The sequence below is a fragment of the Actinoplanes sp. NPDC000266 genome (genome assembly GCF_042899005.1).
Taxonomy (GTDB): Bacteria; Actinomycetota; Actinomycetes; order Mycobacteriales; family Micromonosporaceae; genus Actinoplanes.
The window spans coordinates 30533-50531 of the sequence record NZ_JBIAZI010000003.1; the positions used below are offsets into that span (position 1 = coordinate 30533).

Consider the following 19999-nt stretch of genomic DNA (forward strand, 5'->3'; position numbering starts at 1 on the left):
CTACCCAGTCTGCTGGGCTGGGCGGGTCGCGATCGTGAGCAGGTGGTTGCTGACGCCGTACAGGCTCGGCTCCTCCTCGACGGTGCGCAGCATGTCGAGCATCAGCTCGGTTTCGGCCGGGTCGGCGAGGATCTCGGTGAGCCGGGCGCCGAGCATCGCCATCGGGCCTTCGAGGCCGACGCGGCGGCGCACGGTCAGGCCGGCGGCGGCCGCCTCGGCCGGTGGTTCCGACGGGTGGTGCAGATAGGAGCTGGTGAACCAGCCGTTGCCGAGTTCGCCGACGGCTTCCTGCCGGCCGTCGTCGAGGACCCGGTCGACGCGGGGCCGGAACCGCGGGTCGAGGGCGTAGTTCTTGACGAAGCCGTCGAACAGGGCCGCGTAGCGGCTGATGGTGGCGGCGATGACGACGCCGCCGGGGCGTACGGCGCGGGCCGCTTCCCGCCAGGCGGTGAGGCGTTCGCCGAAGTCGAGCAGGTGGTAGAGCGGGCCGAGCAGCAGCACGGCGTCGGCTTGCGCGTCCGGTGCGGGCAGGTCGCGGGCGTCGCCGAGTTCGGCGGTGACGCCGGGGCGGCCGGCGGCGGCGCGCACGTGCGACGCGACGGGGTCGATGACGTGCACGTCGTAGCCGAGGGCGGCCAGGGGTTCGGCGTAGACGCCGGTGGCGCCGCCGACGTCGAGGACGCGGGCCGGCGCGGGTGGCAGTTCGCGGCGCAGGACGTCCCAGGTGCGCAGGAACTCGAGCCGGCCGGTGCCGGCCCCGAGCCGGTCGGTCTCGCCGCCGAGCTCGTAGTAGTCGAGGATCTCAGGTCGCATGCGGTCGATCCTTCTGCGGCCGGTGCGGGGCGGCAACGCAATATCAGCCGAGCGGGAACTCGGCGAGGGTGTGCCAGGAGCGCCCGGGTTCGGGGCGGCCGGTGATCAGCCGCAGCGCGTCGACGCGGGCGTGGATCGGCAGGTGCCGGGTGACGTCGGCGGCGGCCGCCTGCAGGACGTCGCGCGGATGGTCGTGCCCGATCGTCAGGTGGGGCACGATGTCGGTGAACTGCCCGCCGTACGGCTGCACCTGCGGGAAACGCGCCGCGACGGCCGCGGTGAGAGTGACGATCGGTGTGGCCGGCGCCGGGGCGAGCCAGACGACGTTGTCGCCGAACCAGTCGACGCGCTCGAGCGTGCAGAAGAAGGCCGGCACCGAGGCGGCGACGCCGGTCAGCGCGGCCAGGACCTGCTCGTCGAGGTCGTGCGGGGCCAGGAACGGGTAGAGCACGGTGATGTGCGCGGGCACGCCCCATCCGGCGGCGGCGTCGAGGCGTTCGCGGTGCGCCGACACGGCCGGTTCGGCTTCGCCGACGGCCAGGATCAGGGCGCTGTGAGTCGGTTCCATCGCGACATTGTGGGCTCCTCCCTGACGGATGTCATGGCCGGTCGGTGACGGGCGGCCCCTCTGCCGGCGACCGGGTGGCCCGACGATGGGGTCATGACCCTCACGGCTTCACCTGACTTGACGACCGCGCCGGCCGCGGTCGAGCTCGACGGTGTCATCAAGCGCTTCGGTGCGGTCACCGCCGTCGACGGCATCAGCCTGACCATCCGGCCGGGCGAGGTGGTCGCGCTGCTGGGCCCGAACGGGGCCGGCAAGACCACGACGGTCGACATGCTGCTCGGTCTGCAGCGTCCCACCGAAGGGGCGGTGCGGGTGTACGGGCGGGCTCCGCACGAGGCGGTCGAGCTGGGCCTGGTCTCGGCCGTCATGCAGACCGGCGCGCTGCTCAAGGACTACACCGTCGAGGAGACGGTCCGTTTGACGGCGGTGCTGTTCGGCCGTTCCCGCGCCGACGCGGAGGCGGCGCTGGAACGGGCCGGGCTCACCGAGGTCGGCAAACGGCTGGTCGGCAAGTGCTCGGGCGGGCAGCAGCAGCGGCTGCGCTTCGCGATGGCGTTGCTGCCCGATCCGGAGCTGCTGATCCTGGACGAGCCGACCACCGGCATGGACGTGGCCGGCCGGCACGAGTTCTGGTCGGCCATCCGCGAGGACACCGGCCGGGGCCGCACGGTCATCTTCGCCACGCACTATCTGGAGGAGGCCGACGCGTACGCGGACCGGGTGGTCTTCGTGCGCCGGGGCCGCGTCGTCGCCGACGGCACGGCCTCGGAGGTCAAAGCCCTTGCTTCCGGCCGTACGGTCCGGGCGACGCTGCCGGGAGCTGTCGAGGCCGGCCTGCTGGCGATCGCCGGAGTGGACAAGGCCGAGGTGCGCGGGGAGACGATCTTCCTGCACGGCGCCGACAGTGACGAGATCGCCCGGTACCTGCTGACCCGTACGGCCGCCCGGGACCTGGAGATCACCAGCCGCAACCTCGAAGACGCCTTCCTGGCGCTGACCGCGGACGAGGTGTCGAAATGACCGTCATGACACGCACGCTGCCCCGTTTCGGCGGCTTCTCCCTCGGGATGATCAAGCTGGAGTTGCGGCGGATGGTCCGCAACAAGCGCACCGTCATCTTCACGCTGATCTTCCCGGCGGCGTTCTTCCTGCTCTTCGGCACCAGCGCCGACTACAAGACCGAACGCGTCGGCGGCGGCAACCTCACCGGCTATGTGCTGGTCAGCATGGCCGTGTACGGGGCGATGCTGGCCACCACCAGCGGCGGCGCCATGGTCTCGATCGAGCGGGCCGCCGGCTGGAGCCGGCAGCTGCGGCTGACCCCGTTGCGCCCGTACGCCTACATCGCCACCAAGATCGTCCTCGCGATGATCATCGGGGCGGTGTCGGTGGCCGTGGCCTTCGCGGTCGGCGCCGTCTCGGGGGCGCGGCTGCCGGCTTCGGCCTGGATTTTGTGCGGCCTGCTGGCCTGGGTGTGCGCGCTCGTGTTCGCCGCGTTCGGCCTGTTCATGGGCTATCTGCTGCCCAGCGAGAACGTCATGCAGATCCTCGGGCCGGTGCTGGCCGTGCTGTCGTTCGCCGGTGGCCTGTTCGTGCCGGTCGACCAGCTCGGCAGCACGTTCGCGGCGATCGCGAAGTTCACCCCGGTGTACGGGGTCGGTGAGCTGGCCCGCTATCCGCTGACCCACGACGGGAACCTGTGGCTGGCCGCGCTCAACGTGATCGTGTGGACGGCGCTGTTCGCGGCCGGGGCGATGTGGCGGTTCCGCCGCGACACGGCCCGGGTCTGAGCGCGGCGGTAAATTCTCAGCCATGACAGCTGCTCGTTTCGGCCCGTTGTTCGCGGCTGTCTGGCTGTTCTACCTCAGCGAGAACGTCAAGGCCCTGCTCGGCTCCGGCGACCAGTTCTGGCGTTACACCGGACTGGCCGCCGTCGCCGTGTTCGCCCTGCTCTACGCGGTGCTGGCCAGCCGCGCCCGGCTCTCGCGGCGGCAGCCGCCGCCCCCGCGGTTCGTGCCGCGCATGTGGCTGGGCATCGCCGCGATGCTGGCCCTGTTCGTCCTGCAGATCCCCGGCGCCGGCAACCACGCCCTGCCCTGCCTGGTCTACATGGCCGCCCTGGCCATGGTGTGCCTGCCGCTCAAGCAGGCGGTCCCGTTCGCGGTGGCGCTGTTCGTGCTGGCCGAGGTACTGCCGCAGCTGGTGCCGGGCTGGAGCGACAACGGATACGGGCTGGCGGTGCTGCTCGGCTCGGCCGCCACCTACGGCATCCGGCTGGCCGTGGAACGGCAGAAGAGCCTCCTGGCCGCCCAGAAGGAGCTGGCCGAGCTGGCCGTGCAGAACGAACGGGCCCGCATCGCGGCCGACCTGCACGACATCCTCGGGCATTCGCTGACCGTGGTGGCGGTCAAGGCCGAGCTGGCCCAGCGGCTGCTCGACGTCGACGTCGAACGGGCCCGCGGCGAGCTGCGCGACCTCGAAGCGCTGTCCCGTGACGCCCTCGCCGACGTGCGGGCCACGGCGATGGGCATGCGCGGCATCTCCCTGCCGGGCGAGATCGCCGCCGCCCGCGAGGCCCTGGCCGCCGCGAACGTGCAGGCCGAGCTGCCCGGAGTGGCCGACGAGGTGCCCAGCCGCAACCGGGAACTGTTCGCCTGGACCATCCGGGAGGCGGTCACCAACATCGTGCGGCACAGCCACGCCACCCGCGCCCAGGTCCGCGTCGGCCCCGGCAGCGTCGAGATCCTCGACGACGGGCCGTGCGCCGACGTTCCCCAGGGCTCCGGGCAGGGCCTCGCGGGGCTGCGCCGGCGGGCCGAGGCGGCCGGCGCGACGTTCACCGCCGGCCGTCGGGAAGATCATCCGGGTTTCCGGGTACGCGTGGAGGTACCGACATGATCAAGTTGTTGCTCGCCGACGATCAGGCCCTCGTGCGCGGCGCCATGGCCGCCCTGCTCGACATGGAGAACGACCTGAAGGTCGTGGCCGAGGTCGGCCGCGGCGACGAGGTCGTGGCCGCGGCGATCGCCGCCGAACCGGACGTGGCGCTGCTGGACGTGGAGATGCCCGGTCTCGACGGCATCACCGCCTGCCGGGCCCTGCGCGCGGCCCGCCCCGCCTGCCGGGTGCTGATGGTGACCACGTTCGGCCGGGCCGGATATCTGCGCCAGGCCATGGCGGCCGGGGCCGGCGGGTTCATCGTCAAGGACACCCCGGCCCGGCAGCTGGCCGACGCGGTCCGCCGCGTGCACGACGGGCTGCGGGTGGTCGACCCGGCCCTGGCCGCGCAGTCCCTGGCCCAGGGCGACTCACCGCTGACCGACCGCGAGACGCAGGTGCTGCTCGCCGCCCGCGACGGCGGCACGGTCGCCGACATAGCCCGTGAGCTGCACCTGTCCGACGGGACGGTGCGTAACCACCTGTCGTCGGCGATCGGCAAGACCGGCGCCCGCACCCGGGCCGAGGCGGTCCGGCTGGCCGTGGAGAACGGCTGGCTGCTCACTTGAGAACTATTTTCTAGTGCAACCGGACGGCAACCGTAAGTGACCACCGGCTGCACCCGCCGGCCGAAAAAGTTCACCCCGTCAGCAACGACAGGGGGGAACCACCATGAACAGCTCGGCCATCACGACCGTCACCCGCGCCCAGGAGACCCTGATCCGCGAGAACATGGCCCTGGTCGGCCACATGGTCCGCGAGATGCTGTTCAAGGTTCCGGCCCACGTGCACCGCGACGACCTGGCCTCGGCCGGCTACGCCGCGCTGGTCACGGCGGCCAAGGCGTACGACGGCAATCGGGGTGTGCCTTTCGGCCGCTTCGCCGCCGCCCGCGTGCGCGGCGCCCTGCTCGACGAGCTGCGCGGCATGGACTGGGCCAGCCGCTCGGTGCGCGCACGGGCCCGCCGCGCCCAGCAGGCCCGCCAGGAGCTGACCGCCCAGCTCGGCCGCACCCCCAGCGACATCGAGCTGGCCAACCTGCTCGGCGTCGCGGTCAGCGAGCTGGCCACCATCGACGACGACGTACAGCGCGCCGCCGTCCTGTCGCTGCAGGGCTTCGCCGCCGGCACGGCCGAGGACATGGTCACCGAGACGTCCCTGAACCCCGAGGAGATGCTGCTGCACCGCGAGCGCATCGGCTACCTGCACGACGCGGTGGCCGTGCTGCCCGAGCGCCTGCGTTTCGTGGTCGAGGCCTCGTTCCTGCGCGAGCGCCCCCTGTCGGAGGTCGCGGCTGAGCTGGGCGTGACCGAGTCGCGGGTCTCGCAGCTGCGCACCGAGGCCCTGGCCCTGCTCAAGGACGGCCTGAGCACCCACATGGAGCAGAAGGACAACGGCGCCGCCGCCGGCGGAGCCGTGGCCCGCCGCCGCGCCGTCTACGCGGCCCAGATCGGCGCCCGCTCCACCATGACGACCCGCTTGCGCGCCACCACCGCCCAGGGCCTGCTCGCCGCCGCCTGACCGCCGACGGCACCGCCCCCGTACTGGAGCAGCAACGTCCGGGCGCAGCGACTGACAGCCCGCTGTCCGACGAACCCGTGCCCTGACAACGGCAGGTCAGGATGCCAGCCGCGTACCCGGGAACCGCTTCGTGTTCACAATCGGGGGCGGACCGCCCGGCTTCAGCGCCCCGCAGGTGCCGGAACCGCACAGCCCGCCGGCGTCGATCAGCCGCTGGGCCTCGGCTATGTATTTCAGCAGGGTGCGCCGGTCGCACGCCACCGGTCCCCGGCCAGCCATTCACGGGTCAGTCGCCGATCTCGGCCATGGCGAGTTGGTCGGCGAGGTCGCCAGCGCTGATCCACCGAAACCTGAAGTCGCGCACTCGAGCCCGTGCCACCAGGTACGGGCCCGCTGCCACTGCCATCCAGTCGTGCCCGTGCACCGCGCCAGTCCGCGGATCGCGGGTGCGGGAACGGCGCCGGTAACCGGCCCTGTTTGAAGGCCCGGTTGACCAGGGCGCTCGCGTCCTGGTCAAGGGCGAGGACGTCGAACCCGCCCCTGGTGTTGGGAAGCTGGGCCATGAAGGCCCGCCCGTAGTCTTCCGACCAAAGCAACGGTAAGAACTGGGGGTTGATCAAGCCGCACCCTGTCAACGTGAGCCGGCCGCGACCAACTCGCCGACACCACCGCGCTAACGATCGAGACGATCACGCGGATCGGCTTCACCACCGAAATGATCGACCCGGACACGTTCCGCACGTAGCCGCCGAATCGGCGATGCTGCTGTCCGTGCCCCTTCTGCGCCCCGGGAATCCCCTGGCATGAGCGCGTTGCCAGACGCCATCGGAAAGTCGGCCGAACGGTGCGGCTGTTGTCCTGATGCCGGCGGGTAAGAACGCACGTCAACAATGCGGCAGAGGACAATCCGGAAGGAGTCCGCTGATGCCGCGTCGCTGGGCCACCGGCCTTGCTGCTGTTCTGCTGCTGCCGATGGCCGGGTGCAGCCTGTTCCACCACGACGACGGCTCCAAGATCAGCTCCTCCGGTGGCAGCACCGCCACGAAGGACGGCTCGGTGCGGGTGAGTTTCGGCCCTGGGCAGCTGACCGGCGACACGAAAGTCACCATCGTCCAGAACGGTGACGGGCCCGCCCCGGTGGCCGGTTACGTGCCACTGGACCGGCCGTTTGACATCAGCCTGGACCATCAGGCGCAGGGCGGCACGGTCAGCGCCGTTTACCAGCCGCCAGCCGGGATCAACGTCGACGCGGCCCGAGTGTCGATGTTCATCGAGGAAGACGGCCAATGGGTTCTGGTGCCCTCGACCGTGGACGCGGCCACCCGCACGGTCAGCGGCCGCTGGCCGCATTTCTCCCGCGGCCACCTGGCCTTCTTCGACCCGCTATTGGACGCCGGTGACGCGGCAGCTGATTGGTCGTGGGACAAGGTCAAGGCCGGGACCGGATGGATCGTCGACCGCAGCGGCGATGTCGCGAACGGGATCGCCGCGGCCGCGGTCGGGCTGACCGGAGGAACCACCGACACGGTCCGCTGCCCGACGACGGCCAAGGAGTGGGTGGTCACCAACAGCACCGGCATGACCGGCTGTGTCGCCGTGCGCGGTTCCGACAGCATGTGGCCGGCTAAAGTCAACGTCCGCTACCCGTACCCGCTGGTCGTCTCCCTGCCGGACGCGGCGGTCGGGCCGGGCGTGTTCGACCTGCTCGACACGCACGACCCGATCGAGCTGGCCCTGGCGATGGTCATGTCGCGCAGTGGAAAGCTGGCCGTGCCGGCGGGGGCCAGCGTGCCGCTGAAGCTTGCCGGCAACGCCCCGCGCAGTCTGCGCCTGAACGCGAAACTCGACTCCAGCGTCATGGCGGTCAAGGCCGTCGGGCTGCTCGCGCTCGCCGTCACCCGCGGTAGAAGCGGAGCCGAGATCTCCGCGATGCGCGCCGAGCTCAACGCTGTGGAGAAAGACCTCTGGGACGCGTTCATCGCCGAACGCGAGAACCACTCATCCGGGTACACCCTCGCGGAGTATCTGCGCGACACCCAGGCTGACAACGGCCTGCTGCAGCAGCGCAAGAAGATGATCAGCCGGGCGGAGAACGCCGGCGCCGTCGAGGACTTCTTCGACAAGGTCGAGCTGATCAGCTGCGGCACGAGCTTGGTCTTGGGAGCCAAGGACGCCAGCCTGTCGTTTACCAAACAGGTCGGTAAGCTCATCGACGCGATCTTCGATAAGTGCTTCGGCGTGTTCGTGAAAGCATCGGTCACTCACGGCTACAAGGCTCAGATGGCGCTGCTGAACCCGGCCGAACAGGCCAAGCAGATCGGCGACCTGACGACAGGGTTGCTCGAGCAGGCGAAAGATCTGCGCAGCAGCGTCGCGGTCGGCGTGTCCGGCATCATCGACACGCTGAGCCTCGGCAAGGCGAACACGGCCACCGCCCGGGTCACGCTGAACCGGCCGGTTCCGCCGAGCAGGTTGCGCAACGTCGACTGGGTCGCGGCCGCCGGCGCGCGGTTGCGCTGCGGCGAGGTCGGTGCCGAGCAGTACTTCGCCACGATGTACCACGACATCACCGGCGATGAAGTTCCCGACTCGTTCGTGCTGCTCAACTGCTACGTCAGCGCTGGACGTACCAGCGACTACCTGTTCGTCTTCGACGGCGCCTCCAACCCGGCCGCGCCGCGACTGCTCGGGCAGCGGCCGCCGGACATGGTGGGCCGGCACTTCACCGGCGGCTGCCTGCAGTTCGACGGCAAGGTCGTCACGATGCTCTCGCGGGACTACGGCCCGGTCGCCCCGAGCGGAACCCCGACGTTTGGCGTGAAGGTGCTCGCCATGTGGACCGGTACCCGGCTCGATTTCAGCACTCCGGTGCAGTTCCCCAGCCCGCGCGAGCAGGACGTGAAAGGCTGCACCACCACGGTGCAGCCGCGCTGAGGGGCAACGCCGGCGAGGCGATACACCGTCACGGCGGGGCGGCAAGCAGATCAGGCCGGTGGAGGCGTCGTCAACGAGGTGCGCATCAGCCCTCCAGCCGTTCGGGGCCACCAGTATCGCCGCGGACGGCCAGGACGTTCAGCCGCGACGCCTCTCCGATTCGCGATACAGGCGCGCAGCGCGTGCCTTCACCTCGTCGCGCGGTTGCGAATACCTCATCCGCACGATCAGGGCATCACCCTGGAGAGAATCCGGTTAAATCGGAATCAGTTAAACCGACGACGGGTCAAACGATCTGATTCGGATGCGCTTCGGTCAGACGCGAGTCTGCGGAGTGACGATGAAATCGAGGAACTCTGCCGCCAGAGGCGTCGTGGCTGGCGTCCACAGGCCTGCTGCTCCCATCATCCCACCGGAGTTGACCAGCCCTGTGTCGATGAGCGCGGCCGCATATCGATCAATCAGATCTGGCCGCGCCGCCAACGTTGGGATCCCAGCTTCCACGATCACACTCTTGTGCCCTTCGGCGACGTTCGGCCGGGCCAGATTGTGCCGGGAGAACCAACCAGCCGGGTCGGACAGCAGAATGAGCAGGCGCATATGTGTCGGCGTGAACCGATCGATCATGGTGAAGAACAGCTGCTGAGTATCGTCGTCCGGCGCCCCGGGGAGCGTTGAGTTGACCACGGCGTTGCGCAAGAGTGCGATCTTCTCTGCCTGGGAAGTCCGGTCAGCGATCTGCGACGCCGTCGTCAACGCGTCCATAAACGTGTCGTTGTAGACCAGCTGTTCGACGCTACCCAGCCGGTCGCTGAGGCCGTTGATCTCTTCGGTCACACTGTGCAGCCATTGCGTACGCCGTTCGGCGAGTCGGCGGCCGGCGGCCTCGGCGAAGGCGATCTGCAGCGGACCGCCGACACCGGGGATTGCCGAGATTCCCATCTCGGCAATCTTCGTGAGACCTGAACGACGATCGGTTTCCTCGGGATAAGGCATCACAACGATGCATCATCGCTGACAACGTCAACCCGCCATCGCTTCGTCGCCCCACGCGCTCTGCACGCTGCCCGCGGCTCGCACGCTGCTCGCCGATGTCGGCATGCCGCTTCATAATTGGAGCGACGCCAAGGTCGGGCCGTGGATCCGATCGGCGTCTAACCGCGGGAGTCCGGCGAGTACAGCCTGTGGCTCGAAGCCGGCACCACCGACGTCGACGACGTCATCCATGAGCTCGGGCATGAAGCCAACGGTTACTCCTGGGAGGGTGTTGCCGAGTTGCTTGTGACGTCCGCGGCGCGGGGCCTTCTGCGCCTACAGCGACGATTGGGCCGCGCTCGAAGACCTCCCCGGCTGCGGCACATCGTAGATCTGGCCGCCGCCGCCGGATTTGCGTTCGACGACTGACTGCCGGTGGCCGATGATGGGCCGATGATCGAGAAGTTCAATCCTTCGGATGTGCACGAGCCGGCCGGCTACAGCCACGTCACCATCTCCGAAGCCGGGCGGCTGGCGCATCTGGCCGGGCAGTGCCCGCTCGACCTCGGTGGGGCCGTTGTCGGTGAGCCGGGTGACTATGTGGCGCAGACGGCTCAGGTGATCGTCAACTGTCTGGCCGTGCTGGAGGCGGCCGGGGCGAAACCGGCCGACGTGGTCCGGTCGGTCGTGTACGTGGTCAGCCCGGACAGCGCCGTGCTCGCCGCCGTCTGGCAGCAGCTCACCGCTTCTCCGCTGGCCGAGGCGTTCACCAGTGCCAGCACGCTGCTCGGGGTGGCGTCGCTGGGCTATCGGGGGCAGCTGGTCGAGGTCGACCTCACCGCGGCGCTCTAACCGTTGTCCACGACGATGTCGGCGTGCTCGGCCGGGCGGGCCTCCGCGGCGTACAACCGCTGGGCCGGCAGATAGCGGTCGCGCCAGCGCCGCTCGACGTCGGGCCGCCCCTCGCGGAGCACCGCCCGCCGCACGGTCGTCTCCCGCGTGGCCGACACGAACACCCGCAGCTCCCAGTGATCGCGTAGCTCCGGGCGCAGCAGGAACACCCCGTCGACGATCAGCACCGCGCCGGCCGGGGCGGTCCGCTTCGGTGGGGACAGCACTGTGTCGGTCGCATGGTCGTACACCGCTTGCTGGTAGCGCCGGTTCCCGCCCGGGCCCAGCGGGTCGAGCAGCACCCGCCGCAACCCGGCCCAGTCGTGGGTGTCGTAGTAGCAGCCCTCGGCCGAGTACTCACCGCGCGCGTAGCGCCGGGCCCGGGGGAACAGGAAGTCGTCGACCGTGGCCCGGATCACCTCGCCGGGCAGGGCGGCGGCCAGCTCGCCGGCCAGGGTGGTCTTGCCGGCCGCGGGCGCGCCGTCGACGGCGACCCGCACCGGATGCGCGACCGTGACCGATCCCACCGCCCGGGCCAGGCCGGCGATCAACTCCTCGCGGTTCATGTCACTAGTATCGGCGCCATGGTGACATTGCCGGACATCAGGGAAGCCGCCAAGCGTATCGACGGGGTCGCCCACCGCACCCCGGTGATCCACTCGCGGACGCTGGACGCGCGGGCCGGCGCCACGGTCTATCTGAAGGCCGAGAACCTCCAGCGCATCGGCGCGTTCAAGTTCCGGGGCGCCTACAACGCCATCGCCCGGCTGTCGCCGCAGCAGCTGGCCCGGGGGATCGCCGCCTACTCGTCGGGCAACCACGCGCAGGCCGTCGCCCTGTCCGCCCGCGAGCTCGGCTCCACCGCCGTGATCATCATGCCGGCCGACACCCCGGCCTCGAAGCTCGACGCGGTCCGCGAGTACGGGGCCGAGATCATCACGTACGACCGGTACAGCGAGGACCGGGTCGCCATCGGCAACCAGCTCGCCGAGGACCGCGGCCTCGCGCTGATCCCGCCCTACGAGCACCCGGACGTCATCGCCGGGCAGGGCACGGCCGCCCTGGAGCTGCTGGAAGAGGTGGGCGAGCTCGACGCGATCGTCGTGCCGGTCGGCGGGGGCGGGCTGATCGCCGGCAGCGCCGTGGCCGCCAAGGGCCTGCACCCCGGCATCGAGGTCATCGGCGTCGAACCGGCCGACGGCGACGACACCAAACGGTCCCTGGAAGCGGGGGAGCGGGTCACCATCCCCGTGCCGCGCACCATCGCCGACGGGCAGGCCGCGCCGACCCCGGGCGAGCTCACCTTCTCCATCAACAAAGACCTCGTCGACCGGATCGTCCTGGTCAGCGACGACGAGCTGCGCGACGCCCTGCGCTTCGCCGTCGACCGCCTCAAGCAGGTCATGGAGCCCAGCGGGGCCAGCGGCCTGGCCGCCCTGCTCGCCGGGCGCCTCGACCCGCCGCCGGCCCGCATCGGGGTCATCGTCTCCGGCGGCAACGTCGGCGCCGCCCGCCTGGCCTCACTGCTCGCCCAATAGCTCCCGCTCGACATCTGGATCCAGGCCCACCCGGGGCCGGTCGTCACGCTGCGGCGCCTGCCGGCCGAGGGTCCGCAGCCAGGACCAAGTGTCAAAGACGGTTTCCCGTACGGGCCGGCAGCGCAACCCGGCATTGAGCGCTTTCGTCACGTCGGCCGAGTTCATGAACTCGTGCTCCGCCCCGGGCGGGAACCAGATCGGCAGCTGCGTCCACGGCTGCACACCCCGCTTCACGATCACCTCAGGGTCGGTCCAGCGCAGCCCGGCCCGCCCGCCGGTGGCCTCGACGGCGGTGTCCAGCAGCTCACCCATGCTGGTGTGCCCGGGCGCGCTGACCACGTTGAACGGCCCGTCCAGCCCCCGCGCGGCCGCGTCCAGCACGAACACGGCCAGATCCCGCACGTCGATCAACTGCAACGGCAGCTCCCGCGGCCCCGGCGCCAGCACCGGACCGCCCCGGGCGACCCGGTTGAGCCACCACGGCAACCGGCCCACATCCTCGTACGGCCCCAGGATCAGCCCGGCCCGGGCCAGCAGCACCGGCCCGCCGAAAGCGGCCGCACCCTTCTCACCGCGCAGCTTGTCACCGGCGTATCCCTGCTCGGTCTCCTCGACCAGCGGCGCCGCCTCACTGAGCGGAGCCGGCGCCAGCCACCGGTAGACCGACCGGCTCGAGACGTACGTGTAATGCCCGGCCCGGCCCCGCAGCAGCTCAGCCGTCCGCCGCACCGCCTCGCCCTCGGCCGACCACGTATCGACTACCGCGTCCCACTCACCTGTCTCCAGGGCGCTCAAACCGCCCGGCGCGAGACGATCACCCACCAGCGAGGCACCCACCAGCGAGGCACCGCCGCGCCGGCCACGGTTGAACAACGTCACCTCGTCGCCACGACGGGCGGCCTCCTCGGCGACCGCCCGCCCCGCGAAGCCCGTACCACCAAGAACCAAGACCCTCATGAACCGCGACTCTCCCCACCCGGACCCGGCAGGGGAAGCCCTCATCGCTCAGAGCGAAAGGAACCTGCGCACGACCTCGGTCACCAGCGCGTGATCATCGGCCTGCGGCAGACCCGAAACGGTCACCACACCGACCACACCCACATCCCTGATCCGGATCGGGAACGCCCCGCCGTGCGCCGCGTACAGGGCCGGCTCCACACCCATGCCCGCGTCCAGCTGCTGACCCTTCGCGGCCAGGCGCCGGCCCACCAGATACGACGACGCGCCGTACCGCTCGACCACCCGCACCTTCCGGTCGATCCACGTGTCGTTGTCGGCGACACTGCCCGGCAGCGCCGCGTGGAACAGCTGCTGCGTACCCCGGCGGATGTCCGCGACCACCGGCAGCTCCCGCTCCTTGGCCACTTCCACCAGCAGGCGGCCCAGCTCCCACGCGTCGTCGTTGTCGAAACGCGTGAACACCAGGTCGCGTTCCTGTTGCTCCAGCCGGGCGATCAGATCGTCACTCATGCGCAGCATTATCTGCCGCGCCGCCGCTGCAGCCAGATCCCGAACGAACCCAGTGCGATAAAGATCATCATCGAGCAGCAGAGCATCTTGATGAACACGGCGGCCTCCTCGTTGGCTAGGGTTCGTAATCGTGCGCCTGGCCACCTTCAACCTGCTGCACGGACGGTCCCTGTCCGACGGGACGGTACACGCCGACCGCGTCGCCGACGCCGTCGCGCGACTCGACGCCGACGTCCTCGGCCTGCAAGAAGTCGACAAGGCCCAGCCCCGCAGCGGCCTGCTCGACCTCACCGCCGTCGCCGCCGAGGCCATGGGCGCCACCGTGCACCGCTTCGCGGCCGCCGTGGTCGGCACGCCGGGGGAGCAGTGGCAGCCGTGGCGCAGCGACGACGACAACGTCCACCCGCTGTACGGGATCGCCCTTATCAGCCGCTTCCCGGTGACCCGCTGGCAGATCACCGCGCTGCCCGCGGCGCCGATCCGGTCACCTCTCTACGACCCCGAGAACGGGTTGCGGCTGCTCAAGGACGAACCCCGGGTGCTGCTGGCCGCCGTACTGGAAACCCCGCAGGGACCGCTGACCGTCGCCACCACCCACCTGTCCTTCGTCCCCGGCTGGAACCTGCGGCAACTGCGTCACGCCGTACGGGCACTGCGGCCCCTGCCCGGACCCCGCGTCCTGCTCGGCGACCTCAACATGCCGGCCCGCCCCGTCCGCGCCGTCACCGGCTGGCGCACCCTCGCCCGCGCCGCCACCTTCCCGTCGTTCAACCCGCGCGCCCAGCTCGACCACATCCTGGCCGACCCGCGCGGGCTGCCCGCACTGGGCCGCGTCGTGCAGGTCGACACCCCGCGCGCCGGCATCTCCGACCACCTACCGCTGATCGTGCACCTCGACCGGCCGTAGATAGACGTCCTCCAGACCGTCCTCCGGATCCCACTGCTCACCGATCTTCTTGAACCCGAACCCGGCGATCGTCGCCCTCGACCCCACGTTGTCGGGCCGGATGCTCGCCCGCACCGCCGTCACCCCCGGCTCGGCCGCGGCCCGCTCCAGCAACGCCCGCAGCATCGCCTTGGCATAACCACGGCGCCGATGCTCCGGATCGACCGAGTACGCCACCTCGACCACCCCGTCCTCATCCGGCGGCCCGTGGAAACCACCGTGACCGACCACCACCCCGTCGGCCACCGCGGCCCGCGCGATCCACCGCGCGGCCCCGGGATTCTTCGCGATGTCGTCGAGACGCACCCGCCACAGCCAGGCCTCGTCCACGAGGTAGCGGCTCAGCGGCTGCCCCGCCTCGGCGCTGGCGGTGTCCAGGTCACCGGCGACCAGAGCGGCCAGCACGGCGGGGGAGAGCTGTACGAAACGGATATCCGGCACGCGCCGATGATCACACAGCGTGGCCGCCCTTTCTAGTTGCGCACAACTTAATTGCGCACTACCGTTCTCGTCATGGTCGAACCCACCGGACTCGAGCAGATGGTGTGCTTCCAGCTCTACACCGCCAGCCGCGCCATGACCGCCATCTACCGGCCCACGCTCGACACCCTCGGCCTGACCTACCCCCAATACCTCGCCCTGCGCGTCCTCTGGCACCGCGGCCCCACCACCGTCCGCGACCTCGGCACCATCCTCGACCTCGACAGCGGCACCCTCTCCCCACTGCTGAAAAGACTCGAAAACCAAGGCCACGTCCGCCGTACGCGCGGCACCACGGACGAACGCACGGTGATCATCCACCTCACCGACCAGGGCGCCGCCCTGCAAACCACCACCGCCGACCTGCCGGCCCAGGTCGCCTGCGCCGTCGACCTCACCGTCGACGAATTCACCCAACTGCACCACCTCCTCGGCAAGATCCGCACCTCCACGAAAGGCACCACATGACCGCCATCTACACCGCCTCCGCCACCGCAACCGGCGACGGCCGCAACGGACACGTCCGCTCCAGCGACGGCGTCCTCGACTTCGACCTCGCCGTCCCCAAGGAGATGGGCGGCCCCGGCGGCGCCCTCACCAACCCCGAACAACTCTTCGCCGCCGGCTACGCCGCCTGCTTCCACAGCGCCCTCAAAGCCGTCGCCCGCGCCCAGAAAGTCACCCTCACCGACACCGCCATCACCATCGACGTCGGCGTCGCCCCCAAGACCGACGGCCCCGGCTTCGTCCTCAACGTCGCCATCGAAGCCGAGATCCCCGGCTTCGACGAGGACCAGGCCCACGCCCTGCTCGAAGCCGCCCACCAGGTCTGCCCGTACTCCAACGCCACCCGCGGCAACATCGAAGTGACCCTGACGGTCGCCTGACCCATCACCCAAGACCCCGCAGCGCGCGGTTGGTGCGGTTCGCCCGCACCGCCGCGCGCTGCTGCGCCGCCGTCACCTCGATGTAGTTCTGCGACGTGGCCAGCGACGCGTGCCCCAGCAACCGCATGATCTCCGACGCGTTCGCACCGTCCTCGGCCAGCCGCGTGGCAAAGGTATGCCGCAGAGCATGCAACTGGGCGCCCCGCGGCACCCGATCGTTGATCCCCGCCCGCCGGTAGCAGGACTGCACCAGATATTGCAGGCCACCCCGCTGCAACGGCACCCCACGCCGATCCACCAGCAAAGGCTCATCCGCGTCGGCCCGCCCGAAACGCGCCCGCCGGCTGTCCACGTACCGGTCCACGACGGCGTCCAGCTCGGGCTCGATGGGGACACTCCGCGGCCGCCCGCCCTTACCGGCCACCTCGACCCAGCGCTCACCGTCACGCCCCATGACAGAACCGATCCGCAGCGCGAGAAGCTCGGAAAGCCGCAGCCCCGCACACAGAGCCAGAGCCAGCACGACAAGATCCCGCTCCGGCCACGGATCACGCTGCCGGTCGTCGGCCCGGCTGACAGCATCGAGAAGCTGCTCAGGGGTGTCCTGACCACGAAGCGGCTTAGGGGAGTGGGCAGCCAGACGGGGCTTGTCCACGGCCGACATCGGATTGCCCGCGACAACTTGCTCGGTCACCAGAAACGTGAAGAACGCGTTCCACGACGACCAGGCCCGGGCCACCGAAGCGGGCGCACGATCACCGGCGAACTTGGCAAAGGCAGCCCGCAGCGCACGAGGGGAGAGGTCACCGAGAGTGACCTCACCGTCGCCGATCAAACCCACGATCGAGCCCAGGTCCCGCTCGTACGCCTTCAGGGTGTGCACGGAGGGCTTCCGCGTGGCCCGGGCTGCCAGGAAGTCGTCTATGAGCTCTTTGACCGCAATATCATTGCTTTGCTGCATAAGGGATATTATCCACGAATCACGCCGAAAGACGACAGACGTTTTCGGACTGGCAAGCGCTCGTTGCGGCTTTCCGCGGTGCGTGTCGCACCATGCGCTGTCGATCTTCTCGGCCGCCCGGCGCTCACCATCCGCGTGTAACGGGGTAGGGCCCGCCGGGGAGTACCGCGCGCATAGCACTGATCTGTTATTGAGCCGCGTTTTCCACAGAGCGGAGCTGTCCACAGGGCAGCGACGTGATCTCGTGCTTTTGATTCAGAATGTGTGGGTCAGGACGGGGGCCCCCAAGGGAGGGCGGGGGCTGCGTCTGGTTCAACGCGGCGGCGATCAAATCCTTGGCCGGCTGCGTGGTCTTGGACGCCCTGCATGCCGGTGGACGCCACCGCCCGTAGCGCGCCAACGTCGGCACATCCGTACGTTCGACCCAGTGTCCGCGCGCGGCGGAGGCTCTGTGGAGAGCGCGCTGCGAGAGCTGACCTTGTCGGCGCCTTCGGGTGGAGGGGGCCTGAGTTTGAGGCTACTTAACATAATGGAGAGTATCGACCTGGGATATCGTCGATGGGTCCGGGCCCGGTTGAGCGCGATTTCGGTATTGGCACGCGGTCCGAAGTCGTCGCACACTGCTCTTCGGTGACTCGCGGTCTCAAACATGCCGAGTGGCGCCGACCAGCCGGCTCCCGACTGTCGAGTTTGTGGTGCGCAGGCCACATGTTCATCGCGGTCGTCGGTGGTTCACTCCCCTGACGTTTATGCCCGATTTGAGCTCACGTTGTCCGGGCGTACAGGTAAGCGTCTTTGCGGTGGCCTCCGATGGGCGCGAAGGATTTCATGAGGCCTTCGCGGTGGAAGCCGGCTTTCTCCGCGACGCGGGCCGAGGCGGTGTTCCACGGTTCGATGTAGGCCTCCAGGCGGGCGACGCCAGTGTTGGTCAGTAGCCAGGTGGCGGCCGTGGTGACGGCGTCGGTTGTCAGGCCTGCTCGGCGGGCCTGTCCCCCGGTCCAGTAGCCGATGGAGGCGCGGCCGGCGTTCTGGGCGGTCCAGAGGGCGCCGACGTAGCCGGTGGGCTGGTCGTGGTTGTGGGGTACGACGGCCCAGGCCCAGCCGCGGCCTTCGGTGTGGCGGGTGTTCTGGGCCGTGATGAAGGCGCGGGCCGCGTCCGGGTCGTGGGTTGCGGGGACTTGGCTGATCAGTGGGATGTGGGGGTCGCTGGTCAGGGTGAGGATGAAGTCGGTGTCGGAGGGTTGCCAGGGGCGCAGCTGCACATGACGTCCTTGAAGTGATGTCATCGGCGCAGGACGAGCAGGTCGAGGGTGTCGATGACCGGGCCGGCGCTCCCCCGTGCGTCGTCGCGCATGTGGGCGAGTCCGGCTGCGTACGCCTGGTCGCTGATCAGTTGCAGTGGGGTGTGTGCCTCGCGGACGAGGGTGGCCGCGGCATGGCTGAGTGAGGGCGCGGTTTCTTGTGGGACGGGTTCGAGGGCGGTGGTGGTGAAGCCGGTGAAGGCTGTCTGGACGTCGGTGGGGCTGGGGTAGCGGTCGACGACGGTGGCGGCTTCCGGGAAGTAGCGGAACAGGGTGATGCCTTGGTGGCGGCCGGGGAAGACCGAGCGGATCAGCACTACTCCCCCGGGTTTGAGGACGCGGTGGATCTCGTGGGCGGCGGCGGGCAGGTCGGGGATGTGGTGGATGACGGTGGACAGCCAGACCGCGTCGACGCTGTTGTCCGGTAGGGGTATGTCGGCGGCGTGACCGGGGTGGGTGGGTACGAGGGCGTGGTCGCGCATGGCCGGTGAGGGTTCGACGGCGGTGATCTGGGTGCCGGGCCACCAGGTGTGGAAGGCGGTGGTCCAGCTGCCGGTGCCGGAGCCCAGGTCGAGCAGGTGCTGGCCGGGGTGGGGGTGCAGGTGGCCGGTGATGGCTTGGCGCCAGGTGTCGAGGGCTTTGCCGGGCAGGTGGCGGGTTTCGGCGAAGGCGTGGGCGTCGGTGGCGTTGTAACTGATGAGGGGCATCAAGAGGCTTTCGTCGTACGGAGTAGGAGTGCGGGCAGGAGCAGGTGGGTGCCGGCGTCGTCGGCGGTGATCTGTGTGTGTTCGATGGTGGTGGCGGTCCAGGTGGGTGCGGGGAAGGCGGTTCGCAGGTAGTCGTCGGTGAGTCCCCAGTCCTGGTCCTGTTCGTGGGAGATGGCCAGGACGATGAGGGTGGCGCCGGGGGCGGCGAGGGTGGGCAGCCGGGTGAGGTAGGCGCCGGGGTGGCCGCGGCGGTGCAGGTTGTGCAGGAGTCCGCAGTCGATGAGCGTGTTGTAGGTGCCGGGCAGGGTCAGGGTGGTGGCGTCCTGGACCTCGAAGTGGATGGGCAGGTCGCCGGCTTTGGCGCGGGCGGTGTCGATGGCGGCGGTGGAGACGTCGACGGCGGTGACGTCGTAGCCGCGGCGGGCCAGGGTGATGGCCACGTCCCCGGTGCCGCAGCCGAGGTCGAGGGCTTTGGGGCCGGGCAGGTCCGATTGGAGTACGCCGGTGAGTGCCGGCTGGACGCGGCCGATCTCCCAGGGTGGGTGGCCGGGTGCGTTGTAGAGGGCGTCGAATTCGGCGGCGTCGGTCATGGCTGCTCCTTGGTGAGCCAGACGGTGTCGGGCCATCCGGGGTGTTCGGCGGGTTCGCGGCGCAACTCGGTGAAGCCGTGCGCGGTGTAGAAGCGGGCGGCGCGGTGGTTGCCGTCGGTGTATTCGAGGTGGACGGTGCGGCCGGCGGCGCGTTCGGTGAGGGCGGTGATCAGGGCGTGGCCGGCGCCGGTGCCCTGTGCCGCGGGCAGGACGTAGAGCTTCCAGATGATGGCGGTGTCGCCGCGCAGGTCGATGTTGCCGGTGCCGACGGCGGTGCCGGTGGGGGTTTCGGCGATGAGGACGTCGGTGGTGGTGAGGCTGCGGGTGATGGCTTGCGGGGACCACCAGGTGGCGAGGCCGTGTTCGATGTAGTCGGGGCCGGCGAAGGCGTACGTCTGTGGCCATGTTTTCGCTCCGATGTCGGCGATGGCCGGGATGTCGGAAGGGGTGGCCGGGCGGATGCGCATGGGCCGTATTGTT

At 70.0% G+C, this 19999-nt stretch carries 24 protein-coding genes; 11 read left to right on the forward strand and 13 right to left on the reverse strand.

All coding sequences use genetic code 11. The features are described 5' to 3' along the window. Positions 1-813 carry a class I SAM-dependent methyltransferase gene (locus ACFY36_RS11640; RefSeq protein ID WP_499745888.1) on the reverse strand — a complete coding sequence of 271 codons (813 nt, stop codon included), beginning with the start codon at positions 811-813 and terminating at the stop codon, positions 1-3. Between the two features lie 43 nt (positions 814-856). Beyond that, complete coding sequence (locus ACFY36_RS11645; protein ID WP_499745889.1) at positions 857-1381, reverse strand: 2'-5' RNA ligase family protein; 525 nt, start codon at positions 1379-1381, stop codon at positions 857-859. 93 nt (positions 1382-1474) lie between these two features. Between ACFY36_RS11645 and ACFY36_RS11650 the strand changes: the two genes are divergently transcribed. From ACFY36_RS11650 to ACFY36_RS11670, 5 genes are all read left to right on the forward strand, one after another. Beyond that, the gene (locus ACFY36_RS11650; protein WP_499745890.1) at positions 1475-2401 is read left to right on the forward strand and encodes an ABC transporter ATP-binding protein; all 927 of its coding nucleotides are present in this window, start codon (positions 1475-1477) and stop codon (positions 2399-2401) included. Continuing rightward, a complete protein-coding gene (locus ACFY36_RS11655) occupies positions 2398-3171 on the forward strand; it encodes an ABC transporter permease (RefSeq protein WP_499745891.1) in 774 nt (257 codons plus the stop codon). Before ACFY36_RS11650 ends, ACFY36_RS11655 begins: the two co-directional genes overlap by 4 nt. Before the next feature lie 22 nt (positions 3172-3193). Then, complete coding sequence (locus ACFY36_RS11660) at positions 3194-4279, forward strand: sensor histidine kinase (RefSeq protein ID WP_499745892.1); 1086 nt, start codon at positions 3194-3196, stop codon at positions 4277-4279. Then, positions 4276-4887, forward strand: coding sequence for a response regulator (locus tag ACFY36_RS11665; protein ID WP_499745893.1), 612 nt, complete (start codon positions 4276-4278; stop codon positions 4885-4887). The genes ACFY36_RS11660 and ACFY36_RS11665 overlap by 4 nt, the downstream gene beginning before the upstream one ends. A 103-nt stretch (positions 4888-4990) precedes the next feature. Next, positions 4991-5839 carry a sigma-70 family RNA polymerase sigma factor gene (locus tag ACFY36_RS11670; protein ID WP_499745894.1) on the forward strand — a complete coding sequence of 283 codons (849 nt, stop codon included), beginning with the start codon at positions 4991-4993 and terminating at the stop codon, positions 5837-5839. A 96-nt stretch (positions 5840-5935) separates the two neighbouring features. Here ACFY36_RS11670 and ACFY36_RS11675 read toward each other — a convergent pair whose 3' ends face one another. Continuing rightward, positions 5936-6118, reverse strand: coding sequence for a hypothetical protein (locus tag ACFY36_RS11675; protein WP_499745895.1), 183 nt, complete (start codon positions 6116-6118; stop codon positions 5936-5938). Positions 6119-6763: 645 nt separating this feature from the next. Here ACFY36_RS11675 and ACFY36_RS11680 point away from each other — a divergent pair. After that, positions 6764-8773, forward strand: a complete 2010-nt coding sequence (locus tag ACFY36_RS11680) for a hypothetical protein (protein ID WP_499745896.1) — start codon at positions 6764-6766, stop codon at positions 8771-8773. A gap of 315 nt (positions 8774-9088) precedes the next feature. Here ACFY36_RS11680 and ACFY36_RS11685 read toward each other — a convergent pair whose 3' ends face one another. Then, complete coding sequence (locus ACFY36_RS11685) at positions 9089-9769, reverse strand: hypothetical protein (RefSeq protein WP_499745897.1); 681 nt, start codon at positions 9767-9769, stop codon at positions 9089-9091. Positions 9770-10201: 432 nt separating this feature from the next. Between ACFY36_RS11685 and ACFY36_RS11690 the strand changes: the two genes are divergently transcribed. Continuing rightward, positions 10202-10600, forward strand: coding sequence for a RidA family protein (locus ACFY36_RS11690; RefSeq protein WP_499745898.1), 399 nt, complete (start codon positions 10202-10204; stop codon positions 10598-10600). On the opposite strand, the gene ACFY36_RS11695 is transcribed toward ACFY36_RS11690, so the two are convergent. Continuing rightward, on the reverse strand, positions 10597-11205 hold the full coding sequence (locus tag ACFY36_RS11695; protein ID WP_499745899.1) for a nucleoside/nucleotide kinase family protein: 609 nt from the start codon (positions 11203-11205) through the stop codon (positions 10597-10599). The two genes, ACFY36_RS11690 and ACFY36_RS11695, sit on opposite strands and share 4 nt — an antisense overlap. A gap of 18 nt (positions 11206-11223) precedes the next feature. On the opposite strand from ACFY36_RS11695, the gene ACFY36_RS11700 reads away from it, so the two are divergent. Further along, a complete protein-coding gene (locus ACFY36_RS11700; protein WP_499745900.1) occupies positions 11224-12177 on the forward strand; it encodes a threonine ammonia-lyase in 954 nt (317 codons plus the stop codon). On the opposite strand, the gene ACFY36_RS11705 is transcribed toward ACFY36_RS11700, so the two are convergent. Both ACFY36_RS11705 and ACFY36_RS11710 read right to left on the reverse strand, forming a co-directional pair. After that, a complete protein-coding gene (locus tag ACFY36_RS11705; RefSeq protein WP_499745901.1) occupies positions 12160-13134 on the reverse strand; it encodes an NAD-dependent epimerase/dehydratase family protein in 975 nt (324 codons plus the stop codon). The genes ACFY36_RS11700 and ACFY36_RS11705 overlap by 18 nt on opposite strands. A 48-nt stretch (positions 13135-13182) precedes the next feature. Next, positions 13183-13647 carry a heme-degrading domain-containing protein gene (locus ACFY36_RS11710; protein ID WP_499745902.1) on the reverse strand — a complete coding sequence of 155 codons (465 nt, stop codon included), beginning with the start codon at positions 13645-13647 and terminating at the stop codon, positions 13183-13185. Positions 13648-13777: 130 nt separating this feature from the next. Here ACFY36_RS11710 and ACFY36_RS11715 point away from each other — a divergent pair, with 130 nt between their 5' ends. Then, positions 13778-14554 (forward strand): endonuclease/exonuclease/phosphatase family protein, encoded by a 777-nt coding sequence (locus tag ACFY36_RS11715; protein WP_499745903.1) that lies wholly within the window; start codon positions 13778-13780, stop codon positions 14552-14554. Here the strand turns inward: ACFY36_RS11715 and ACFY36_RS11720 are convergent. Continuing rightward, positions 14522-15034 (reverse strand): GNAT family N-acetyltransferase, encoded by a 513-nt coding sequence (locus tag ACFY36_RS11720; protein WP_499745904.1) that lies wholly within the window; start codon positions 15032-15034, stop codon positions 14522-14524. The two genes, ACFY36_RS11715 and ACFY36_RS11720, sit on opposite strands and share 33 nt — an antisense overlap. Positions 15035-15106: 72 nt before the next feature. On the opposite strand from ACFY36_RS11720, the gene ACFY36_RS11725 reads away from it, so the two are divergent. Both ACFY36_RS11725 and ACFY36_RS11730 read left to right on the forward strand, forming a co-directional pair. Further along, positions 15107-15541, forward strand: a complete 435-nt coding sequence (locus ACFY36_RS11725; RefSeq protein WP_499745905.1) for a MarR family winged helix-turn-helix transcriptional regulator — start codon at positions 15107-15109, stop codon at positions 15539-15541. Beyond that, positions 15538-15960, forward strand: coding sequence for an organic hydroperoxide resistance protein (locus ACFY36_RS11730; protein ID WP_499745906.1), 423 nt, complete (start codon positions 15538-15540; stop codon positions 15958-15960). The genes ACFY36_RS11725 and ACFY36_RS11730 overlap by 4 nt, the downstream gene beginning before the upstream one ends. A 4-nt stretch (positions 15961-15964) precedes the next feature. On the opposite strand, the gene ACFY36_RS11735 is transcribed toward ACFY36_RS11730, so the two are convergent. The 5 genes from ACFY36_RS11735 to ACFY36_RS11755 all read right to left on the reverse strand — a co-directional run bounded on the left by ACFY36_RS11735 (position 15965) and on the right by ACFY36_RS11755 (position 19986). Beyond that, a complete protein-coding gene (locus ACFY36_RS11735; protein WP_499745907.1) occupies positions 15965-16921 on the reverse strand; it encodes a tyrosine-type recombinase/integrase in 957 nt (318 codons plus the stop codon). A 764-nt stretch (positions 16922-17685) separates the two neighbouring features. Beyond that, entirely contained in the window at positions 17686-18183 is a 498-nt protein-coding gene (locus tag ACFY36_RS11740; RefSeq protein ID WP_499745908.1) for a GNAT family N-acetyltransferase, read from the reverse strand. A 20-nt stretch (positions 18184-18203) separates the two neighbouring features. Beyond that, positions 18204-18929 (reverse strand): class I SAM-dependent methyltransferase, encoded by a 726-nt coding sequence (locus ACFY36_RS11745; RefSeq protein ID WP_499745909.1) that lies wholly within the window; start codon positions 18927-18929, stop codon positions 18204-18206. Then, a complete protein-coding gene (locus ACFY36_RS11750; RefSeq protein WP_499745910.1) occupies positions 18929-19519 on the reverse strand; it encodes a class I SAM-dependent methyltransferase in 591 nt (196 codons plus the stop codon). The genes ACFY36_RS11745 and ACFY36_RS11750 overlap by 1 nt, the downstream gene beginning before the upstream one ends. Further along, positions 19516-19986, reverse strand: a complete 471-nt coding sequence (locus ACFY36_RS11755) for a GNAT family N-acetyltransferase (protein ID WP_499745911.1) — start codon at positions 19984-19986, stop codon at positions 19516-19518. The genes ACFY36_RS11750 and ACFY36_RS11755 overlap by 4 nt, the downstream gene beginning before the upstream one ends. Between the last annotated feature and the right edge of the window lie 13 nt (positions 19987-19999).